Annotated in this window: 16 protein-coding genes; 2 read left to right on the forward strand and 14 right to left on the reverse strand. The window is 69.6% G+C overall.

Translation table 11 applies throughout. The features are described 5' to 3' along the window. Positions 1-28: 28 nt before the first annotated feature. On the forward strand, positions 29-865 hold the full coding sequence (locus tag AB0P18_RS12580; RefSeq protein ID WP_344055251.1) for a DUF1295 domain-containing protein: 837 nt from the start codon (positions 29-31) through the stop codon (positions 863-865). A gap of 3 nt (positions 866-868) precedes the next feature. Here AB0P18_RS12580 and galE read toward each other — a convergent pair whose 3' ends face one another. The 7 genes from galE to AB0P18_RS12615 all read right to left on the reverse strand — a co-directional run bounded on the left by galE (position 869) and on the right by AB0P18_RS12615 (position 9,314). Next, positions 869-1,888 (reverse strand): UDP-glucose 4-epimerase GalE, encoded by a 1,020-nt coding sequence (gene galE, locus AB0P18_RS12585; protein WP_344055253.1) that lies wholly within the window; start codon positions 1,886-1,888, stop codon positions 869-871. Between the two features lie 29 nt (positions 1,889-1,917). Then, the gene (locus AB0P18_RS12590) at positions 1,918-2,577 is read right to left on the reverse strand and encodes a thymidine kinase (protein ID WP_363360299.1); all 660 of its coding nucleotides are present in this window, start codon (positions 2,575-2,577) and stop codon (positions 1,918-1,920) included. Between the two features lie 21 nt (positions 2,578-2,598). Beyond that, the gene (locus AB0P18_RS12595; RefSeq protein ID WP_363360300.1) at positions 2,599-4,569 is read right to left on the reverse strand and encodes a DUF2207 domain-containing protein; all 1,971 of its coding nucleotides are present in this window, start codon (positions 4,567-4,569) and stop codon (positions 2,599-2,601) included. 32 nt (positions 4,570-4,601) lie between these two features. Further along, complete coding sequence (locus tag AB0P18_RS12600; protein WP_363360301.1) at positions 4,602-6,074, reverse strand: malate:quinone oxidoreductase; 1,473 nt, start codon at positions 6,072-6,074, stop codon at positions 4,602-4,604. A gap of 113 nt (positions 6,075-6,187) precedes the next feature. Continuing rightward, complete coding sequence (locus tag AB0P18_RS12605; RefSeq protein ID WP_363360302.1) at positions 6,188-7,258, reverse strand: aspartate-semialdehyde dehydrogenase; 1,071 nt, start codon at positions 7,256-7,258, stop codon at positions 6,188-6,190. A gap of 78 nt (positions 7,259-7,336) precedes the next feature. Then, entirely contained in the window at positions 7,337-7,921 is a 585-nt protein-coding gene (locus AB0P18_RS12610) for a DM13 domain-containing protein (protein ID WP_344055263.1), read from the reverse strand. A gap of 106 nt (positions 7,922-8,027) precedes the next feature. Continuing rightward, the gene (locus AB0P18_RS12615; RefSeq protein WP_344055864.1) at positions 8,028-9,314 is read right to left on the reverse strand and encodes an aspartate kinase; all 1,287 of its coding nucleotides are present in this window, start codon (positions 9,312-9,314) and stop codon (positions 8,028-8,030) included. 182 nt (positions 9,315-9,496) lie between these two features. On the opposite strand from AB0P18_RS12615, the gene AB0P18_RS12620 reads away from it, so the two are divergent. Beyond that, positions 9,497-9,988, forward strand: a complete 492-nt coding sequence (locus tag AB0P18_RS12620) for a hypothetical protein (protein WP_344055265.1) — start codon at positions 9,497-9,499, stop codon at positions 9,986-9,988. Between the two features lie 2 nt (positions 9,989-9,990). Here AB0P18_RS12620 and AB0P18_RS12625 read toward each other — a convergent pair whose 3' ends face one another. The 7 genes from AB0P18_RS12625 to pta form a co-directional block, all read right to left on the reverse strand. Beyond that, positions 9,991-10,923, reverse strand: a complete 933-nt coding sequence (locus tag AB0P18_RS12625; RefSeq protein ID WP_363360339.1) for an EamA family transporter — start codon at positions 10,921-10,923, stop codon at positions 9,991-9,993. A 21-nt stretch (positions 10,924-10,944) separates the two neighbouring features. Further along, positions 10,945-11,538: a recombination mediator RecR gene (gene recR / locus AB0P18_RS12630; protein ID WP_344055267.1), complete on the reverse strand. Its 594-nt coding sequence runs from the start codon at positions 11,536-11,538 to the stop codon at positions 10,945-10,947. Next, on the reverse strand, positions 11,538-13,688 hold the full coding sequence (locus AB0P18_RS12635; RefSeq protein ID WP_363360303.1) for a DNA polymerase III subunit gamma and tau: 2,151 nt from the start codon (positions 13,686-13,688) through the stop codon (positions 11,538-11,540). The genes recR and AB0P18_RS12635 overlap by 1 nt, the downstream gene beginning before the upstream one ends. A gap of 67 nt (positions 13,689-13,755) precedes the next feature. Beyond that, positions 13,756-16,272 carry a glycosyl hydrolase family 65 protein gene (locus tag AB0P18_RS12640; RefSeq protein ID WP_363360304.1) on the reverse strand — a complete coding sequence of 839 codons (2,517 nt, stop codon included), beginning with the start codon at positions 16,270-16,272 and terminating at the stop codon, positions 13,756-13,758. Then, complete coding sequence (locus tag AB0P18_RS12645; RefSeq protein WP_344055273.1) at positions 16,269-17,045, reverse strand: beta-phosphoglucomutase family hydrolase; 777 nt, start codon at positions 17,043-17,045, stop codon at positions 16,269-16,271. The genes AB0P18_RS12640 and AB0P18_RS12645 overlap by 4 nt, the downstream gene beginning before the upstream one ends. Before the next feature lie 115 nt (positions 17,046-17,160). Then, positions 17,161-18,387: an acetate kinase gene (locus AB0P18_RS12650; RefSeq protein WP_363360305.1), complete on the reverse strand. Its 1,227-nt coding sequence runs from the start codon at positions 18,385-18,387 to the stop codon at positions 17,161-17,163. Beyond that, positions 18,384-20,552, reverse strand: coding sequence for a phosphate acetyltransferase (gene pta / locus AB0P18_RS12655; protein ID WP_363360306.1), 2,169 nt, complete (start codon positions 20,550-20,552; stop codon positions 18,384-18,386). Before pta ends, AB0P18_RS12650 begins: the two co-directional genes overlap by 4 nt. Positions 20,553-20,560: the final 8 nt, after the last annotated feature.

Here is a 20,560-nt window from a genome sequence, read left to right on the forward strand (position 1 = left end):
AGCCCGCGGGCGGTTCTACGCTGTGGCCATGGATCCGCTGGCCGTCGTGCTGGTCGTCGCGTCGCTCTCCTGTCTGTTCTGCTGGATCGCCTCGCTGATCACGAAAGACACATCGTGGGTGGACCGCGTGTGGTCGATCGTCCCCGCGATCTACGTCTGGATCTTCGCGGGCGCCGCGATCGCCGCCGGCGAGGAATCCGGACGTCTCGTCCTGATGGCCGTGCTGGTTTCCGCGTGGGCGATCCGGCTCACCTTCAACTTCGCCCGCAAGGGCGGATACACCGGCATGGAGGACTACCGCTGGGCGATACTGCGCGGACGGATGAAGCCGTGGCAGTTCCAGATCTTCAACCTGCTGTTCATCGTGCTGTACCAGAACGCCCTCCTCGTGCTGATCACGATGCCCGCACTCGTGGCCTGGCAGTACCCCGGTGCGCCCGGAATCGGAGACGTCCTGCTCGCGGTGGTGTTCCTCGGATTCCTGGCCGGAGAGTTCGCCGCCGACCAGCAGCAGTGGGACTTCCACCGGGCGAAGGCCGCCGCCGGTGGCCGACTCGAACCGGGATTCGCCACCGGCGGGCTCTTCCGCTTCAGCCGCCACCCGAACTTCTTCTTCGAACAGGCCCAGTGGTGGGTCTTCTACCTGCTGGGCGCGAGCGCGGCGGTCGCGGCGGGCGAGGGCGTGTGGGGCGGTGCGCTGAACTGGACGATCATCGGGGCGGCGCTGCTGACGGTGCTGTTCATCGGGTCGACGATCTTCACCGAGTCGATCACTTCGGCGAAGTATCCGTCGTACGCCGACTACCGGCGCACGACGTCGATGCTGATCCCGTGGCCGCCTCGCCGCACCCCGCGGAGGCCATAGCCGTCAGACGGTCGCGTACCCGTCCGGGTTCTTCGACTGCCAGTTCCAGTAGTCGCGGCACGAGTCGTCGATCGTGAGTCGGGAGACCCATCCGAGCTCGCGCGCGGCTTTGGCCGGATCGCAGTAGGTCGCGGCGACGTCGCCGGGTCGACGGGCGAGGATCCGCTTGGGCAGTTCACGACCGACGGCCTTCTCGAACGACGCGATGAGCTCGAGCACGCTCACCGGACGCCCGGTGCCGAGGTTGTAGACCGCGTATCCCGGCTCGGCCTTCTCGAGCGCCGTGACGTGACCCTCCGCGAGGTCGACGACGTGGATGTAGTCGCGCAGTCCCGTGCCGTCGGGGGTGTCGTAGTCGTCCCCGAACACGCCGATGCGGTCGAGCTTGCCGACGGCGACGCGGGCGACGAACGGCATGAGGTTGTTCGGGATGCCGGCCGGATCCTCCCCGATGAGGCCGCTCGGGTGCGCGCCCACCGGGTTGAAGTACCGCAGCACGGTGACGTTCAGATCGGGGTTCACGCGCGCGACGTCGGCGAGGACCACTTCGTTGATGCGCTTGGACTTGGAGTACGCGTTCGACAGGTCGATGCTCGTCGTCGACTCCTCCGTGAACGGCAGGTCCGCCGGGTCGGAGTACACGGTGCCGGTGCTGGAGAACACGAACGAGCGGATGCCGTGCGCCAAGCCCACGCGCAGGAGCGCGAACGTGGTGTCGACGTTGTTGGAGTAGTACTCCAGCGGCTTCTGCGTGGACTCCCCCACGGCTTTGAAGGCGGCGAGGTGGATGATCGCGTCGATCGGACCGTACGCGGTGAACACCTCCTCCACGACGGCGTCGTCGGACGCGTCGCCGACCACGAGCGGGGCGGTGCGGCCGGTGATCGTCTCGATGCGGTCGGCGGCGATCGCGCTCGTGCCCGAGAGGTCGTCGAGGAGGACGACATCGTGACCGGCATCCAGCAGGGAGACCGCCGTGTGGGCGCCGATGTAGCCGGCGCCGCCGGCAAGGAGAACTCGCATGGCTTCAGCCTAGCGACGGGCCCCGGTCGTCAGCGGCCGTCCAGCCGCCCGCCCGATTCGCGCAGGTAGCACTCGGCGCACATCGACTCGTAGGTCACCCGGTCGGTGGACAGTTCGTCGATCGCGACCTGATCGCCGTCGAAGACGAACCGGCCCCCGACGAGGCGCGCATTGAAGATCGCCTTGCGCCCGCACCGACAGATCGTCTTGAGCTCCTCCAGGCTGTGGGCGAGCTCGAGCAGTCGTCGGGATCCCGGGAACGCCTCGGTGCGGAAGTCGGTGCGGATGCCGTACGCCAGGACCGGCACCCCGTCCAGGACGACGATCCGGAGGAGATCATCGACCTGTTCCGGGGTGAGGAACTGGGCTTCGTCGACCAGGAGGCACGCCACGTCCACCGGCCGGCCGAAAGAGGTCTGCTCGTCGAACAGCGCCTCCGAGCCGGATGCCTGTACGCGCGCGCGGTGCTCGGCGAACAGGGCGCGCAGGTCGGCATCCGGCGCGATCAGGAAATCGACGGCCCGCGACATCCCCAGCCGGCTGGAGATCTTGTCGGACTCCTTCGTGTCGATCGCGGGTTTGGCCAGCAGCACGTGCTGCCCGCGCTCCTCGTAGTTGTACGCCGCCTGCAGGAGGGACGACGACTTGCCGGAGTTCATCGCACCGTAGCGGAAGTACAGTTTGGCCACGTGCCGAGCGTAGTCGCCGCTTCAGCGCCCCCCGAAACCGCCGCCACCGCCCCCGCCGCCGGAGAATCCGCCTCCGGACGAACCGCCGAACGAGGACCAGCTCGAGCTCGAGGACGAGCTGCTGGAGGATCCGGAGCTGCTCACCGGAGTGCTCGCCAGCCGTCCGATCGACGAGGACGCTTCGGACAGCGATCGGGACGAGACCGCGTCCAGGAGCGAGAGGGTCGCGGGAGCTGCGACGGGGACGGCGCTGCGGACGACCTGCGACCACTCCCGCTCCATGCCGAAGAGGACAGCGTACGGCAGCAGGCGTTCGTACACGTTCACGATGTCCGCCCCGGGACCGTTCGGCGCGTCCCCGTAGGCGCGGCGTCCGGATGAGACCAGGTCGGCCGTCCGAGGCGACTGCGCAGCGACCAGGCGATCCTTCTCCGCGAGCCGCAGGTATTCGCGGATGCCGTCCAGATATGTCTTGTGGATGCCGCCCGCGAGCGTGAGCGTGGATTTCGGCAGGCGGAAGAACGGGAGCACGAGGAAAGCGAAGAACCCGCTCACGATCGCCCCGATGTACAGGACGTTGCCGAGCGGCGCCAGCGGCGCGAGCACGGCGAACGCGCCGTCTCCGAAGAAGATCATCCCGATGGCGAGCACGAGCCCGCCGATCTGGAACAGGCCCCGGACGGCGGCGACCCATCCGGGCACCTTCGCACGGTAGCCGCGCTGCACCGTCGACTCGTCGATGCGTCGGACGTAGGTCACCGCGCGCACGGGCGGCGAAGAGGCGAACGCGCCGAGATCGACGTCCGCGCCCGGCTCCGCCTTGCGTGAGAACAGAGTGGACACGACGCGCAGGTCGTCGGCGTCCAGACCCTCCTTGCTCACGAGGACGACCTCGAAGTCGTCCGGATGATCGCGGTCGCCGGAGGCGCGCACTTCGACCGCATCGCGGACCGCGAGGTCGACGACGTGCGCGGCGAGCGCGCGCTCGGGCACGTCCAGGACACCGGCCGACAGGGTCGGCGACTCGTCGGGTGGCGGGGTGTACTGCACGATGACGGGCGAGCGGTCCGGATTGCGGCGCAGCACGACCTTCATGACCAGGACGAAAAGGAGCCCCCCGATGCCGGACAGGAGCGCGAGGGCCGGCAGGATCCACAGCCACCAGGGGTAGGGCGGCGGCTCCGGGGCGGAGAACGTCCCGAGCTCGAAGCCGATCGCCACCGAGACGTTCTCGTCCGCGCCGAGGTCGTCCTCGGCCGCCGTGAACGACACCCGAGGCTCCGCCGAGGACCCCATCGCCCCCGCCCACGACGCGATCTCGGCCGGCCACGCCTCGGCGCGGACGCGCTGGATCCCGCACGGATCCGACGACCCGTACGGTCCGGCGTAGCAGTACGCACGGTCATCGAGCACGCCGGATGCGGCATCCCCGCCCACGTGCACGCGCGCGGTCACCGATCCGAACGGCTGTGCGTGGTCGGTCCCCACGGTGTCCCAGAAGAATTCGTCGGCCGCGGTGTCCTCGTAGCGCAGCACCACGTCGTTCATCGTGTAGGTGATGACGTAGGTCTGCACGCCCCGGACGTAGCTGTCGTCGCCGGTGAGCACGTACACGTAGTCGTCGTCCTGCTCGGTCCACCACGGGATGGGTGCGCCGGCGGCACCCGTGACGTCCAGCACCTGCGTGTCGTGCTCGATCTCCCCGTCCGCCTTCGGGATCGATCGGATGATGCCCTTGTTCTGGTCGAACTCCGGGAAGCGCGCGACGAGCGTCTCCACCGTGTAGAGCTCGCTGCGCCCGCCCGTGCCGCGCACGAGGTAGTAATCGCCCGTGAACGAGTCGTAGGTGAAGTCCTCGACGGATGCCACGCGACCGGAATCCGCGGGCGCCCGCGGTGCGGCGGAGGCCATGGGCGGCGCCGCGAGCAGCAGGGCGAGCACGACGGCCACCGCACCCGCCAGCCTGGACCGGCGCCCCCCGCGCACCCGCATGAGCCCACCCTAGGGCCTGCGGGCACGGTGGGTCAGGCGGTCAGTGCGAGGGTCTCGGCGGTCTCGGCGAGGATCTCCTGCGCGAGCTCGGGGCGCGGGTTGAGCTTCTCGCCGTAGCTCGGGATGAGCTCGCGCAGACGCGGCTCCCATTCGTCGATCCGATCGGGGAAGCACGACTGCAGGAGGCCCAGCATGATCGACACGGCGGTCGACGCACCCGGCGATGCGCCCAGGAGTCCGGCGATCGAGCCGTCCGCGCCCGTGACGACCTCGGTGCCGAACTGCAGCACGCCGCCCTTCTTCGGGTCTTTCTTCATGACCTGCGCGCGCTGACCGGCGTTCAGGAGCTCCCAGTCCTCGTCCTTCGCGGTGGGCATGAACGTGCGGAGGCTGTCGACCTTCTTCTTGTGGTTCTTCAGCAGCTCGCTGACGAGGTAGGTGATCAGCGACGGGTTGTCGACCGCGACTTTCAGCATCACGAAGATGTTGCTCGGTCGGATCTGGGCGAACAGGTCGAGCATCGACCCGTTCTTGAGGAACTTCGGACTGAAGGTCGCGAACGGGCCGAACAGGAGCGAGGTCTCCCCGTCGACGACACGGGTGTCCAGGTGCGGAACCGACATCGGCGGCGCCCCGACCGAGGCCTGGGAGTAGACCTTCGCCTTGTGCTGGGCGACGAGCGCCGGGTTCGAGGTCTTGAGCCACTGCCCGCCGATCGGGAACACGCCGTACCCCTTGATCTCCGGGATCCCCGAGCGCTGCAGGAGCTTGATCGCCCAGCCGCCCGCGCCGACGAACACGAAGCGCGCGTTGGTCTTTCCGGGCGTGCGACCGATGGAGTTCCGCCACGAGATGTCCCACGTGCCGTCGGCCCGGCGCTTCAGGCGCTTCACCTCGCGGTTCGTGACGATCTCGGCACCCCCCTCGCGCAGGTTGTCGAAGAGCTGGTGGGTGAGCGCGCCGAAGTCGACGTCGGTGCCGGCGGGCACACGGGTCGCGGCGAACGGCTCGCCCGCACGGCGCTTCTGCATGAGCAACGGGGCCCACTGGTTGATGACGCGGGAATCCTCGGAGTACTCGATGCCGGCGAACAGGGGCTGGTCCTTCAGCGCCTGGTAGCGCTTCTTCAAGAACGCGACATCCTTCTCGCCGCGGACGAAAGTCATGTGCGGCGTGGAGTTGATGAACGTCGACGGCGCATCCAGGGCGCCTTCGTCCACGAGCGCGGACCAGAACTGACGACTCTGCTGGAACTGCTCGTTGATCGAGATCGCCTTGGCCGGGTCGACGGTGCCATCGGAGGACTCGGGCGTGTAGTTCAGCTCGCAGAGGGCCGCGTGGCCCGTGCCGGCGTTGTTCCACGCGTTCGAGCTCTCCAGTCCGACGTCGGAGAGCCGTTCGTAGACGACGATCTTCCAGTCGGGCTGCAGTTCGGAGAGGAGGGTGCCCAGGGTGGCACTCATGATGCCACCCCCGATGAGCACGACATCGACGGTTTCACTCACCCGTCAAGTGTAGTTCTCGCTCCGACCCCGCCCGCCACGGCCGAACGCTCCTGCGCCCGTAAAGTCCGCGTTTCTTATCCCCTCGGCATGCCGAGACGATGCGACGGCGGGCGTCAGGCGGACACGCCGAGACCGGCGGCGACCAGCTCGGCGATCTGCACGGCGTTCAGCGCGGCGCCCTTGCGGAGGTTGTCGTTGCTGATGAACAGCACGAGACCCTTGCCCTCGGGAGCGGACTGGTCGGCGCGGATGCGGCCCACATAGCTCGGGTCGGTGCCGGCAGCCTGCAGCGGAGTGGGCACTTCCTCGAGGCGCACGCCGGCGGCATCCGAAAGCACCTCACGGGCGCGCTCGGGCGTGATGTCGCGGGCGAACTCGGCGTTGATGCTGAGCGAGTGGCCGGTGAAGACCGGAACGCGCACGCACGTCCCCGCGACGCGGAGCTCGGGCAGCTCGAGGATCTTGCGGCTCTCGTTGCGGAGCTTCTTCTCCTCGTCGGTCTCGTTCATGCCGTCCTCGACGAGGTTGCCGGCGAACGGGATGACGTCGAAGGCGATCGGGGCGATGTACTTCTCGGGCTGGGGGAAGTCCACCGCGGAGCCGTCGTGCACGAGCCGGAGCGTGTCGCCCTGCGCGAGCACTCCCTCGACCTGTCCGAGCAGCTCTTCCGCGCCGGCGATCCCGGACCCGCTGACGGCCTGGTAGGTGCTGACGATCAGGCGCTCGAGGCCCGCCTCCTCGTGCAGGACCTTCAGCACCGGCATCGCGGCCATCGTGGTGCAGTTCGGGTTCGCGATGATGCCCTTGTGCGCCTCGCGGATCGCGTGCGGGTTGACCTCGCTCACCACGAGGGGCACCTCGGGGTCCATGCGCCACGCGCTGGAGTTGTCGATCACTGTCGCTCCCGCTTCGGCGAAGCGCGGCGCGTGGGCGCGGCTGCCGGTGGCCCCGGCGGAGAACAGGGCGATGTCGATGCCCGCGGGATCGGCGGTGGCGACGTCTTCGATGATGACCGTCTGCCCACCGAACTCGACCGCGGTGCCGGCGGAGCGCGCCGTGGCGAACAGGCGGAGCTCGCGAATCGGGAACGACCGCTCGGCGAGGATCTCGCGCATGACGGTGCCGACCTGGCCGGTGGCGCCGACGACGGCGACGGAGAGTCCGGAATCGGAGATGCGGGTCATGGCGGTTCCTTGCGGGTCGAGGGTGAAATCCAGATTCTATCGGCCACCCGAAACGGATGCCGCGCCCCGGATCCGGTGTTACGACAGCGCCGCCGCGCCGAAGGAGACGGAGAACTGCACGCACCACAGGTCGACGGTGCGGAACACGGTCAGATCCACGTCAGCCGGGATGTCGTAGAGCTGGTCACCGATATTGCCCTTGATCGGACCGAGATCGATGTGCTCGTACCCGGCGGCGGTGAACCACCCGTCGGTGCCCTCCACGACCGGACCCGCACTCAGCCACACGTGCACGTCGGGCCCGTTCGAGGTCTCCAGCCCCACGAGCGCGAGCTGGCGGGTGCCGTCGGGGTTCTCGATCACGCGGACGGACCCGGACGTGGTGTGCTCGTGGCTGATGAAGGATCCGGTGAGCAGGTCGACCGGACCCGCCGGCGGAGCAGGTGTGATCTGCTCCGCGGGTTCCACGCTCGCCGACGCCGCCGGCGTGGGTTCCGGCGTCGCCGTCGCCACGGCTGCCGGGATCTCGTCGTCGACCCGCACGTCGATGAACAGCAGCCATGGCTGGAAGACCAGTGCCCCGCCGACGACCGCGGAGACCGCAAGTGCGGCCCCGATCCCCCAGAGCCAGCGTGCCCTCGTCGACAGCGTCGTTCTGCTCATCGTGCCCCCCTCCGACGAACCGAGCGTACGGCGGTCCCCCGGAAAGTGCCGGGCGATCAGATTACGAGATCAGGACGAATGAGAGGGAAGCCTCTCGACGAGGCGCTCAGCGCCCGGTGCCGGCGTGGACGACGGCCTCGGCATCCCCGTCCAGGCCGTACGCGGTGTGCACGACCCGCGCCGCCTCGGCGAGCTCGTCGCCGCTGACGACGACCGAGATGCGGATCTCGGACGTGGAGATCATCTCGATGTTGATGCCAGAGACGCTCAGCGCTTCGAACAGCGTCGCGGAGACACCCGAGTGCGTGCGCATCCCGGCGCCGACGACCGAGAGCTTGCCGATCTGATCGTCGTGCACGAGGCTCTCGAAACCGACCTCGCCCTGTTCGGCGGCGAGGGCGCGCAGCGCCAGCGCGGCGTCCTCCTTCGGCAGCGTGAAGGAGATGTCGGTGCGACCGGTGGCGGCGGCGGACACGTTCTGCACGATCATGTCGACATTCGCCCCGGACTTCGCGACGATCTTGAAGATCTCGGCTGCCTTGCCGGGCACATCGGGCACGCCGATGACGGTGATCTTGGCCTGGCTGAGGTCGGTGGCGACCCCGGCGACGATCGGCTCTTCCATTTCTGCTCCTTCTGTGCCCGCGGGCAGGGACATTCCGGGACCGAGCACCCACGTCCCCTCACCGGAGCTGAACGTGGATCTGGCGTGGATCAGCACGCCGTGGCGGCGCGCGTACTCGACGGCGCGGATGTAGAGCACCTTCGCGCCGTTCGCCGCGAGCTCGAGCATCTCCTCGCTCGAGACGTGCGTGAGCTTCTGCGCGCGGGGCACGACCCGGGGGTCGGCGGTGAAGATGCCGTCGACGTCGCTGTAGATCTCGCAGACGTCCGCCTTGAGAGCGGCGGCGAGCGCGACGGCGGTCGTGTCGGACCCCCCGCGACCGAGCGTCGTGATGTCGCGCGTGTCGCGGTTGAAGCCCTGGAACCCGGCGACGATCACGATCGCCCCCTCGTCGAGTGCTTCGCGCAGTCGGACGGGGGTGACGTCGACGATGCGCGCCGCCCCGTGCGTCGCGTCGGTGATCATGCCCGCCTGAGACCCGGTGAACGAGCGCGCCTCGAAGCCCATCGAGTGGATCGCCATCGCCAGCAGCGCCATCGAGATGCGCTCGCCGCTGGAGAGGAGCATGTCGAGCTCTCGCGGCGCGGGGATCGGTGCCACCTGGCCGGCGAGGTCGAGGAGCTCGTCGGTCGTATCGCCCATGGCGCTCACCGCGACGACGACGTCGTGACCGGCGCGGCGCGTATCGACGATGCGCTTGGCGACCCGCTTGATGCTCTCCGCGTCGGCGACCGACGATCCGCCGAACTTCTGCACGAACAACGCCACGATGAGACTCCCGGGGGCGTCACTGCGGTGACGCGGGTGGATGACGGGCGGACGATCGGATGCCGCGCCCCAAGGGATCATTCTAGGGACGCGGCCATGCCGCCTCGGTCATGTGTCCAGGCCGGCTCTTCCCACGGGCCGGGCAGCGGTGGCGCCTCCGGCAGGGCGATAGCATCGCGGCCATGGGCGACGAACTCGAACTGTGGAGCGAATTCAACGTCGCGATGGTCGGCGGCACTGCCGCGCTCGCGGGTCTGGTCATCGTGGCGGCGAGCGTCAACATCGGCGAGATCGTGAAGGCCCGGTCGCTGACGGCTCGCCTCGCGGCCGGAATCTCCTCGCTCGTGCTGGCGATCATCGGGTCGGGTCTCGGGCTCGTCCCCGCCATCAGTGCGGTCTGGTTCGGGGGCGCGCTGCTGGCAGCCGCCGCCGTTGCGGGCGTCTTCCAGGTGGTGGCGACGCGCGAGATCTATGCCGATCACAACCCCTCCGCGCGGGCCAAGGCGGTCAAGGCCGCCGTCGGCTTCCTGCCCGTCGCCGCCTACGCCGCCGCGGGCGTCCTGGCCGTGGCCGGTGATCCGGCCGCGCTCTACTTCTGTGCGGCCGGCTGCATCCTGGCGATCATCACGGCGATCATCGTGTCGTGGGTGGCGCTGGTGGAAGTCCTGCGCTGAACTCAGCCGGACGCGACCGGCGGCAGGTCTCCGGACGGCGGCTTGGACCGCAGCGTTCCGCCGGTCGCCGCGAGCCAGCACCCGGCGATCACGAGCGGGAAGCCGATCACGAGTCCGATCGTGATCTGCTCGCCGAGGATCAGGACGCCGAGCAGGATCGCCACGACGGGGTTGACGTAGGTGAACAGCGGAGCGCGAGCGGGGCCCACCCGGTCGATGAGAGCGAAGAAGACGATGAACGCGACCGCGGTGCACAGCACGGCGAGGGCGACGAGCGAGAGCGAACTGCGGACGGTGGGCGGTTCGTGCTGGGTGAGGAGGGCGATCGGCAGGTAGAACACGCCGACCGCCGCGAGGGACAGGGTGATCGTGCCGAGCGCCGGGACACCCTTGAGCTGTCGCGCGACGATGAACGGCGCGATCGCGTAGCACAGCGCCACGAGCAGCACCTCGCCGATCGCGATCAGCCCCGCCGTTCCGCCGGCAGCCAGGCCGGGGCCCGCGACGATGATGCCGACGCCGACGAAGCCGACGATCAGCCCGATCAGTCGGGCCGGACGCAGCACCGCCCGGTCGCCGCCGGTGAACGCGATGACTGCCGCGAACAGCGGCACGGTGGCCACGAGGAGCCCGGTGAGCCCCGACGGGAGCGTCTGTTCCGCGTGGCCGAGCAGGAGGAAGGGGCCCGCCATCTCGATCGCCCCGAAAGCCAGCACCCAGCCGAGCTTCGACCACGCCGGACGCAGCGCCTTCCGTCGCAACGCGAACGGCAGCAGGAGCAGGGCGCCGATGAGGGTGCGTCCGGCCACGACCGCCGGGGGCGACAGGGACTCGACCGCGATGCTGATGAACAGATACGGCATCCCCCAGAGGACCGCCATCGCCGAGAAGAGCAGCCAGGCGCGGCCGTCGAAGCGCGACAGGGTCGCCGTCATGGTGCTCACGGGCCGGCGTCGTCAGACGGCGCGGCGACCTTCGAAGGCACGACCGAGGGTGACCTCGTCGGCGTACTCGAGGTCACCGCCGACAGGAAGCCCCGAGGCGAGGCGCGTCACGGCGATCTCGAGCGTGTGCAGCAGACGGCTGAGGTAGGTCGCGGTGGCTTCGCCCTCGAGATTCGGGTTCGTCGCGAGGATGACTTCCTGCACCGTGCCGTCGGCGAGCCGCTGCATGAGCTGTGCGATACGGAGATCTTCGGGTCCGATCCCGGCGATGGGGCTGATCGCACCGCCGAGCACGTGGTACAGGCCGCGGAACTCCCGCGTGCGCTCGATCGCCGCGACGTCCTTCGCGTCTTCGACCACGCAGATCACCGACGGATTGCGGCGCGGGTCGCGGCAGATGCTGCACCGATCCTGCTCGGACACGTTGCCGCAGATGTCGCAGAAGCGCACCTTGTCGCGCACTTCACCCAGCAGCACCGCCAGCCGCGACACGTCGAAGGACGGTGACTGCAGGATGTGGAACGTGATGCGCTGGGCGGACTTCGGGCCGATGCCGGGCAGCCGGCCGAACTCGTCGATCAGGTCTTGGACGATGCCGTCGTACATCAGCTGAACCTCGTGGGCGGCTGGTAGGGCTCTTCACGCACGAACCTGGCACCGAGCACCTGTCGGACGACCGCTTCGCCGTACTTCTGCGCACCGGGCGCGGGTCGGGTCGTAGGCGGAAGCGGCGGGGCGACTACGGGGGGCAGCACCGCGTCGGGAGCGGCATCCAGGTCGTCGGGTTCGTCGTCGGCGTCGACGGGCGGCGCCACCTCGCGATCGGGCAGCACCTCGCCTTCGCGCGGCGGCGCGATCGTGGCGACCCCGGCACGGACGGCGCCCGCCTCTTCGGGCTCGTCGTCGACCGCGAACTGTCCGAGCGCGCGGGGCGACTCGGGCATGTCGACCGGCGGGGCGTCGGCGTCGCTCGGGATCGTCGCGACCGCCCATTCGGTGACGGGCCCGGCGGCGGGTGCGGTGACGGGCCGCGGGGGCACGGTCGCGGGGCCGCGCGGCGGCACCGCGCCGGCCGACGGCGGGGGTGCCGAGGGCGGCGGCGATGCCGGGCCGCCGTCGTGCTTGGCCAGGTACTTCACGCGGATGCCGAGCACGGCCAGGATCGCCTGACGGAGGTCTTCGCTGGGACCGGAGCCGGCGGCCAGCTTCTTGAACTTCGCGACATCGGACTGGCTCTGGAAAGCGAGAGTGAGCACATCGCCGTCGAGATCGACGACGCGCGCGTTCGAGGCGAGGAGCCACGAGGAGCGGCTCGCGGCCTCCAGACGGCCCAGCACCTCGGGCCAGGAATCGCGCATGTGCTGCAGAGTGACCGGACCCGACGGCGGTGCGGCGGCGGCCGGCGCGGGCTCCGGTGTTCCCGGGGCGACGGGCGCCGCCGCAGCGGGGCCCGGGTCCGCCAGAGGAGGTGTGGGCACGGGAGAGGACGGTTTGCCGCCGGACTCGACGGCGGTCGGCGAGGTGGCTGTCGGTGCGGCGGCGGCTGTGGTCGCGGGGGCTCTCGGCGCGGAGGCCGCGGGCGCGACCGCCGCCTCGCGTGCGGTCGCCACCGGAGCACCCGCCGCCGGCCGGTCCGCAGGCGCACCGACGTCAGCGCCCGTGTGCGCGAGCACGCGGGCGACCATGAGCTCGAGCTGAAGTCGCGGGGAGGTGGCGCCGGTCATCTCGTCGAGCGCGGAGATCACGATGTCGGCCGTGCGCGAAAGGCGCAGGGTGCCGTACGTGTCGGCCTGACGCAGCATCCGGGCGAGGTCCTCGGCGGGGACACCGCGCAGAACGGCGGCGGCCCCCTGACCGGTCGCCGCGGCGACGATGAGATCACGCAGTCGCTCGAGCAGGTCGTCCACGAAGCGCCGAGGGTCTTGCCCCGTCTGCACGACGCGGTCGACGGCGGTGAAGGCCGCCGCCGCATCGCCCGCGCCGAAAGCGTCCACCACTTCGTCGAGCAGTTCGGCGTGCGTGTAGCCCAGAAGGGCCACCGCGCGCGCGTACGTCACGACCGTGCCCTCCGAGCCGGCGATCAGCTGGTCGAGCAGTGACAGCGTGTCGCGCGGCGACCCGCCGCCCGCCCGCACGACGAGCGACAGCACGCCCGGCTCTGCCGACACTCCCTCCGCCTCGCACAGCTGCTGCACGTACTCGAGCATCGGGGCGGGCGGAACGAGCCGGAACGGATAGTGGTGCGTGCGCGAGCGGATCGTGCCGATGACCTTCTCGGGCTCGGTCGTGGCGAAGATGAACTTCACGTGATCGGGCGGCTCTTCGACGAGCTTGAGCAGGGCGTTGAAGCCCTGCGGGGTGACCATGTGAGCCTCATCGAGGATGAAGATCTTGAAGCGGTCCCTCGCGGGGGCGAACACCGCGCGCTCACGCAGATCGCGCGCGTCGTCGACACCGTTGTGGCTCGCGGCGTCGATCTCGACGACATCGAGCGAACCGCCGCCGTCCCTGCCGAGTTCGACGCAGCTCTCGCACACGCCGCACGGCACATCGGTCGGTCCCTGCGCACAGTTCAGGCACCGCGCCAGGACGCGCGCCGACGTCGTCTTGCCGCAGCCGCGCGGACCGGAGAACAAGTAGGCGTGCCCGACGCGATCGCTGCGCAGAGCCGTCATGAGCGGCTCGGTCACCTGCGACTGTCCGATCATCTCGCCGAACGCCTCAGGACGGTATCGGCGGTACAGAGCGGTCGTCACATCACCAGCCTACGGCGTGCCCCCGACATCGCGGGGGCCGCCGTCGTCGCCTGAGGTGCAGCGCCGATCACGCGTCCGCGCCGTGCTCCACGTCGGATGCCGAGCCGATCACCGGGATCGTCGTGGTGACCGTCGGCACGGATGCGGACAGCAGCGTGCCGTCCTCGCGGCGCACGTCGGCGAACTGCTTGAGGGACGGACGTCCGGGGATCACCGGACCCTGTCCCGCGAGCGGCACGACGACCTCCTCGCCGGGGCCGATCGCGTAGGCCGCGCCCCGCACGCTGAACACGAGCGGTTCACCCTCCCCCGCCGTGAGACTCAGCGCGTCGCGCGTGAGCCGCACCCGCAGCGCCGTCCCGTGCCACCGCAGCGTGTACGACAGCTCAGGCCAGTCCGCCGGCAGGCGCGGGTCGAACGACAGCTCACCGAAGTGGTCGCGCATGCCACCGAAACCTGCGACGAGCGCGGTCCACACACCTCCCGCGGACGCGACGTGCACACCGTCCGAGGCGTTGTGGTGGAGGTCTCCGAGGTCGACGAAGATCGACTCGCGGAAGTACTCCAGCGCCAGATCCTGGTATCCCACCTCGGCGGCGAGGATGGCCTGCACGACCGCCGAAAGCGTGGAATCCCCGGTGGTCAGCGGGTCGTAGTACTCGAAGTCGGCGAGTTTGTCCTCATCGGAGAAGTGATTGCCCTGCAGATACAGCGCGAGCACGACATCGGCCTGCTTGAGCACCTGGTAGCGGTAGATCACGAGCGGGTGGAAGTGCAGAAGCAGCGGTCGCTGCTCGCTCGGAGTGTGCTCGAGGTCCCACACTTCGCGCTCGAGGAACACCGCATCCTGGGGGTGGATACCGAGCGCCGGACTGAACGGGATGTGCATCGCCTCGGCCGCACGGTCCCAGGACTCCGCCTCGGACGGATCCAGGCGCAGCCGATCGACCATGAGGCGGTACGCCTCGGGATCGTCTTCGGCCATCTCGCGAACGGTCCGTGCCGCGAAGCGCAGGTTGAAGCGCGCCATGACGTTCGTGAACAGGTTGTCGTTCACGACCGTCGTGTATTCGTCGGGCCCGGTCACGCCGTGGATGTGGAAGGACTCCTCGCCGTCGCTGTCGTTCGTGCGCCAGAACCCCAGCGTCGCCCACAGCCGCGCGGTCTCCACGGCGATGTCCACGCCTTCACGGTGGAGGAATTCCACATCACCCGTGGCACGGACGTACTTGGCCAGCGCGAAACTGACGTCGGCGTTGATGTGGTACTGGGCAGTGCCGGCGGCGTAGTACGCCGACGCCTCTTCGCCGTTGATCGTGCGCCAGGGGAACAGCACGCCGTGCTCGTTGAGCTGATGCGCCCGGCGGCGCGCCGCCGGGAGCATGAGGTACCGCATCCGGATCGCGTTCCGCGCCCAGAGCGGCGTCGTGTAGGCCAGGAACGGCAGGACGTAGATCTCGGTGTCCCAGAAGTAGTGACCGCTGTAGCCGGAGCCCGTGACACCCTTCGCCGGGACACCCTGTCCGTCCGCACGCGCTGCGGCCTGCGCGAGCTGGTACAGGCACCAGCGGGTGGCCTGCTGCAGGTCGTCGTGTCCGCCGATGCAGACGTCGGAGCGGTCCCAGAACCCGTCGAGCCACGCGCGCTGGCGGTCGTACTGGCGCTCGACGCCCTCGACCTCGACGCGATCCAGCGTCCGGCGGCAGCGGTCGACGAGCTCGCGCGCGGGAACCCCGCGGGACGTGTGGTAGCTCACGAGCTTCGTGATCCGGATCGGGACGCCGGCCTTGGCCTGCACGCGGAAGACGTTCTTCGCGATGTCCGGCTCGACGAGCGTCCGGGCGTTGTACTCGTTCTCGGTCTCGATGATGTGGTCGGCGACCACGGCCATCGTCATGCCCGACTCCGTCACCCGGTACGACAGTGCCGACCGCTGGCCGTCCTGCCAGTACTCCTCCGGCTGCAGGACGCGCTCCTGGATGCGCTCGGCCTTGCGCGGGTCGAAGCCCGCCTTCTTGGTCGCCTTGGGGCTGCCGCCGTAGACGTTCTCCCCGTCCTGCCGATTCAGCACCTGGCAGTTGATCGTGACCGGCGCGTCGGCGTTCAGGACCGTGACCTCGAGCCGGAGGACCGCGAGGTGCTTCTCCTCGAACGACACGAGCCGGTCGTCCTCGATCAGGACGTCCTTGCCGGACGGCGTGGTCCAGCGCACCCGGCGGCGCACGACGCCCGCCCGCATGTCCAGCACGCGCTCGTACTCGCGGACATCGGCGACGTCGAGCGACAGCGGCTCGTCGTCGACATAGACGCGCATGATCTTCGCGTCGGGGGCATTGATGATCGTCTGGCCGACCTCGGCGAAGCCGTAGGCCTGCTCGGCGTGGCGGATCGGGAAGGTCTCGTGGAAGCCGTTGATGAACGTGCCGTGCTCGAGCGCGAAGCGCCCCTCAATGTGGTTGCCGCGCAGGCCCAGGTAGCCGTTGCCCGCGGAGAACAGGGTCTCGGTCACCCCGACGTCATCCAGCGAGAAGCTGCTCTCGATCAGGCACCACGGGTCGATCGGGAACCGGTCGCGGTCGATCATGCCCGGCCCTCCCCGGTCGAGCTCTGGGCATCGTGCGACGCGGCGCCGACGAGCTCGGCGAGATCCGCCACGACGACGTGGGCTCCCGCCGCGCGCAGTTCGTCCGGTCCGGTGCCGCGATCCACGCCCACGACGAGCGCGAAGCCGCCGGCTGCGGCGGACTGCACGCCACTGATCGCATCCTCGATCGCCGCGCTACGGGCGGGGTCGACGCCGAGCATGCGCGCCCCCTCGAGGAAGACGTCGGGTGCGGGTTTGGAGGCGAGATGGTCGCGCTCGGCGATCACGCCGTCCATCACGACGGTGAAACGCTCCCGGAGCCCCGCCGAGCGCAGCACCTCTTCGGCGTTCTTGGAGCTCGAGACGACCGCGGTCGGGATGCCGACCGCATCGAGCCGGTCCAGAAGCGCGACCGAACCGGGGTACGCGACGATGCCTTCCGCGCGCAGGACGCGCGAGAACACTTCGTTCTTGCGGTTGCCGATTCCGCACACGGTGTCGGCGCTCGGGTCGTCGGACGGGTCACCCCACGGGACTTCGACGTCACGGCTGCGCAGGAGGCTCGCGACGCCGTCGTAGCGCTTCTTGCCGTCGAGGTAATCGAAGTAATCGCGCTCGGTGTAGGGCGGCTGGATGCCCCACTCGGCGAACAGCTCCTCGAACATGCTCTGCCACGCGTGCATGTGCACTTCGGCGGTCGGGGTCAGCACGCCGTCGAGATCGAACAGGACCGCGTCGTACGCGGTCAGATCGGGCAGGGAGTCGTGAGCCACGCAGGACCTCCGGGCGAGGGTGAGAAATGAGGGCTGGGCGCGCGTCGTGCCGCGGTGCAAGCGTAGTCGGACGCGCCCCGCCCCGGTGACCGGATCGCCGCCCGCGGCGGAGGGCTCAGCCGGCGACGGCCACGAGCGTCTGCCGGGCGATCTCCAGCTCTTCGTTCGTGGGCACGACGAGCACGACCACGCGCGAATCGTCGGTGGAGATGCGCCGGATGCCGCGCCCGCGCGCACCGTTGCGTTCGGGGTCGATCTCGATTCCCGCGAAGCCGAGGGTCTCCAGAGCTGCGGCGCGCACCACCGGCGCGTTCTCCCCCACGCCGGCCGTGAAGGAGATCACATCGACCCCGCCGAGCTGGGCGATGTAGGCGCCGGCGTACGCGCGCAGACGGTGCACGTAGACCTCGAACGCGAGGAGGGCGTCGTCGTCGCCGCGCTCCACCGCGGCACTGACGTCCCTGAAGTCCGCAGAGCCCGCGATTCCGAGGAGGCCGCTCCGCTTGTTGAGCAGGTCGTCGAGGTCGTCGATCGTCATGTTCGCCCGGCGGGCGAGCTGGAAGAGCACGGCGGGGTCGACATCCCCCGACCGGGTCCCCATCACGAGGCCCTCCAGCGGCGTCAGACCCATCGACGTCTCGACCGAGCTGCCGCCGTCGATGGCCGTGACCGAGGCTCCGTTGCCGAGGTGGAACACGATCTGCTTCAGCTCGGCCAGGGGCCGGCCCACGAAGGCAGCCGCGGCCTCACTGACGAACTTGTGCGAGGTGCCGTGGAAGCCGTAGCGGCGGATGCGATGCGCGGCGGCGAGCTCCGCGTCGATCGCATACGTGTAGGCCGCCCGCGGAAGGGTCTGGTGGAAGGCGGTGTCGAAGACCGCGACGTGCGGGACGTCGGAGAAGGCCTTCTTCGCCGCGACGATGCCCGCGAGGTTCGCCGGGTTGTGCAGCGGGGCGAGGACGGACAGCTCGTCGATGTTGATCTCGACGAGCGGTGTGATCACGGTCGGCTCGAAGAAGCGGGCGCCACCGTGCACGACGCGGTGGCCGACGGCCGTCGGCGGGTTCTCGGCGAGTGAGGGACCGTTCTCGGCGAAAGCGTCGATCATGACGCCGAAGCCGGCGGTGTGATCGGGGATCGGCAGTTCACGCTCGTACGTCGCGTCGAGCAGCGTCGGTGACGCCCCGTCCGCCGGCGGCGCGACGACCGTGTGCGTCGAGCGCCCCACCGGCTCGCCGATGCGCTCGACGAGCCCGGATGCGAGCACGGTCTCGGAGCGCATGTCGATCAGCTGGTACTTGAACGAGGACGAGCCGCTGTTGACCACGAGGACGACGCTCATGCGTGCACCGCACTTTCCGACGCCGCAGCGGGTTCACCCTGCGCCTGGATCGCGGTGATCGCGATCGTGTTGACGATGTCCTCGACGAGCGCTCCGCGGGAGAGGTCGTTGATCGGCTTGTTGAGGCCCTGCAGCACCGGGCCGATCGCCACCGCGCCCGCGGAGCGCTGCACCGCTTTGTACGTGTTGTTGCCGGTGTTCAGATCGGGGAAGACGAACACCGTCGCGCGCCCCGCGACCTGCGAGCCGGGCATCTTCGCCGCGGCGACGGCGACGTCGGCTGCCGCGTCGTACTGGATGGGCCCTTCGACGAGGAGCTCCGGCGCACGCTCGCGCACGAGTGCGGTCGCCGCGCGAACCTTCTCGACCTCCGCACCCGAGCCGGACTCCCCCGTCGAGTACGACAGCATCGCGACGCGCGGATCGATGCCGAACTGCGCGGCGGTGGCGGCCGATGAGATCGCGATGTCCGCGAGCTGCTCGGAGGTGGGATCGGGGATCACCGCGCAGTCGCCGTAGACGAGGACGCGGTCGGCGAGCGCCATGAGGAACACGGACGACACGACGGACACGCCGGGCTTCGTCTTGATGATCTCGAACGCCGGACGGATCGTGTGGGCCGTCGTGTGCGCGGCACCCGAGACCATTCCGTCGGCCAGTCCCATGTGCACCATGAGGGTGCCGAAGTAGGAGACGTCCGTCACGGTGTCGGAGGCTTGAGCGATCGTGACTCCCTTGTGGGCACGCAGGCGGGCGTACTCCTCGGCGAACTTCGTGACGTGCACGGGGTCGAAGGGAGAGAGCACCTCGGCGCGCTGGATGTCGATCCCGAGTTCGATCGCGCGCGCCCGCACCTCGAACGGCTCGCCGAGGATCACGAGGTCGGCGATGCCGCGCTTGAGCACGGTCGCGGCGGCCCGCAGCACACGGTCGTCGTCGCCCTCGGGCAGCACGATGCGCTTGCGGGAGGACCGCGCGCGCTCGATGAGCTGGAACTCGAACATGAGGGGCGTGACGACCGTCGCGCGTGCCACGCCGAACGCCCGCAGGAGTTCGTCGGTGTCGACGTTCGTCTCGAAGAGCGCCAACGCGGTGTCGTAACGGCGCTGCGAATCGGCGGCGAGCCGCCCGCGTGTGCTCATGATCCGCACGGCGGTCTCGTACGTGCCGAGATCCGTCGTGATGATCGGCACGTTCGAGCCCAGCCCCTCCAGGAGCCGCATGACCGGTTCGGGCAGCTCGAAGCCTCCGTTGAGGACGATTCCCGAAATGGAGGGGAACGTGCCGGAGGCGTTCGCCAGGAGGGTCGCGAGCAGCACTTCCGAGCGGTCGGCGGGGATGACCACGACCGAGCTCTCCAGCAGCCTCGGCAGGACGTTGACCATCGACATGCCGGCGACGACGACGCCGAGGGCTTCGCGCGTGAGCCGGTCGGGGTCGCCCGCGAGGAGGTCGCCGTCGACGGCGCGCATGATGCCGCGCATGGAGGGCGCCACGAGGAACCGGTCCTCCGGGATCGTCCACACCGGCACCCGCGCGTGCGCCGATGCGAGCCAGGACTGCAGCGAGCGCTCGATCGCCGCGGTCGCCGCGGCGGCGCTCGCGGGATCGGCGCGGTTCGCGATCACCGCGAAGAGCTCGGCGCGGCCGTGGGCGAGCTCGGCGAGCGCCAGATCGGCGATCTGTCCCATTTCGGCGGCCGTCCGCGGCAGGGACGAGCCGAGGAGCTCGGGCTGCGTCTCGTCCTGCGTCGAGCGCCCGCTCAGGACGAGCAGCACGGGCGCCCCGAGGTTCGCGGCGATGCGGGCGTTGTACGCGAGCTCCGCGGGGCTTCCGACATCCGTGTAGTCGCTGCCGACGATCACGACGGCGTCACACTGCGCCTCGACCGCCTTGTACCTCTCGACGATCACCGCGAGAGCGGCATCCGGATCCGCCCGCACGTCGTCGTAGGTGACGCCGACGCATTCGTCGTAATCGAGGTCCACGCCGTCGTGGTCCAGCAGCATCTCCAGGACGTAGTCGCGCTGCACGGTCGACCGGGCGATCGCCCGGAAGACACCCACGCGCGGTGTCGCGTGACTCAGGGCGTCGAGCACTCCGAGGGCCACGGTCGATTTGCCGGAATGGCCTTCGGCCGATGTGATGAAGATGCTCTGCGCCACACCGCCAG

The organism is Microbacterium sp. NPDC064584 (assembly GCF_040687315.1).
Lineage (GTDB): Bacteria > Actinomycetota > Actinomycetes > Actinomycetales > Microbacteriaceae > Microbacterium > Microbacterium lacus.

Excerpts from the sequence above, each read along its gene's own strand:
- galE (WP_344055253.1), bottom strand. The coding sequence starts at position 1,888 with ATGCGAGTTCTCCTTGCCGGCGGCGCCGGCTACATCGGCGCCCACACG.
- AB0P18_RS12605 (WP_363360302.1), bottom strand. The coding sequence starts at position 7,258 with ATGACCCGCATCTCCGATTCCGGACTCTCCGTCGCCGTCGTCGGCGCC.
- AB0P18_RS12610 (WP_344055263.1), bottom strand. The coding sequence starts at position 7,921 with ATGAGCAGAACGACGCTGTCGACGAGGGCACGCTGGCTCTGGGGGATC.
- AB0P18_RS12650 (WP_363360305.1), bottom strand. The coding sequence starts at position 18,387 with ATGAGCGTCGTCCTCGTGGTCAACAGCGGCTCGTCCTCGTTCAAGTAC.
- AB0P18_RS12640 (WP_363360304.1), bottom strand. The coding sequence starts at position 16,272 with ATGATCGACCGCGACCGGTTCCCGATCGACCCGTGGTGCCTGATCGAG.
- AB0P18_RS12595 (WP_363360300.1), bottom strand. The coding sequence starts at position 4,569 with ATGCGGGTGCGCGGGGGGCGCCGGTCCAGGCTGGCGGGTGCGGTGGCC.
- recR (WP_344055267.1), bottom strand. The coding sequence starts at position 11,538 with ATGTACGACGGCATCGTCCAAGACCTGATCGACGAGTTCGGCCGGCTG.
- AB0P18_RS12580 (WP_344055251.1), top strand. The coding sequence starts at position 29 with ATGGATCCGCTGGCCGTCGTGCTGGTCGTCGCGTCGCTCTCCTGTCTG.
- AB0P18_RS12625 (WP_363360339.1), bottom strand. The coding sequence starts at position 10,923 with ATGACGGCGACCCTGTCGCGCTTCGACGGCCGCGCCTGGCTGCTCTTC.
- AB0P18_RS12620 (WP_344055265.1), top strand. The coding sequence starts at position 9,497 with ATGGGCGACGAACTCGAACTGTGGAGCGAATTCAACGTCGCGATGGTC.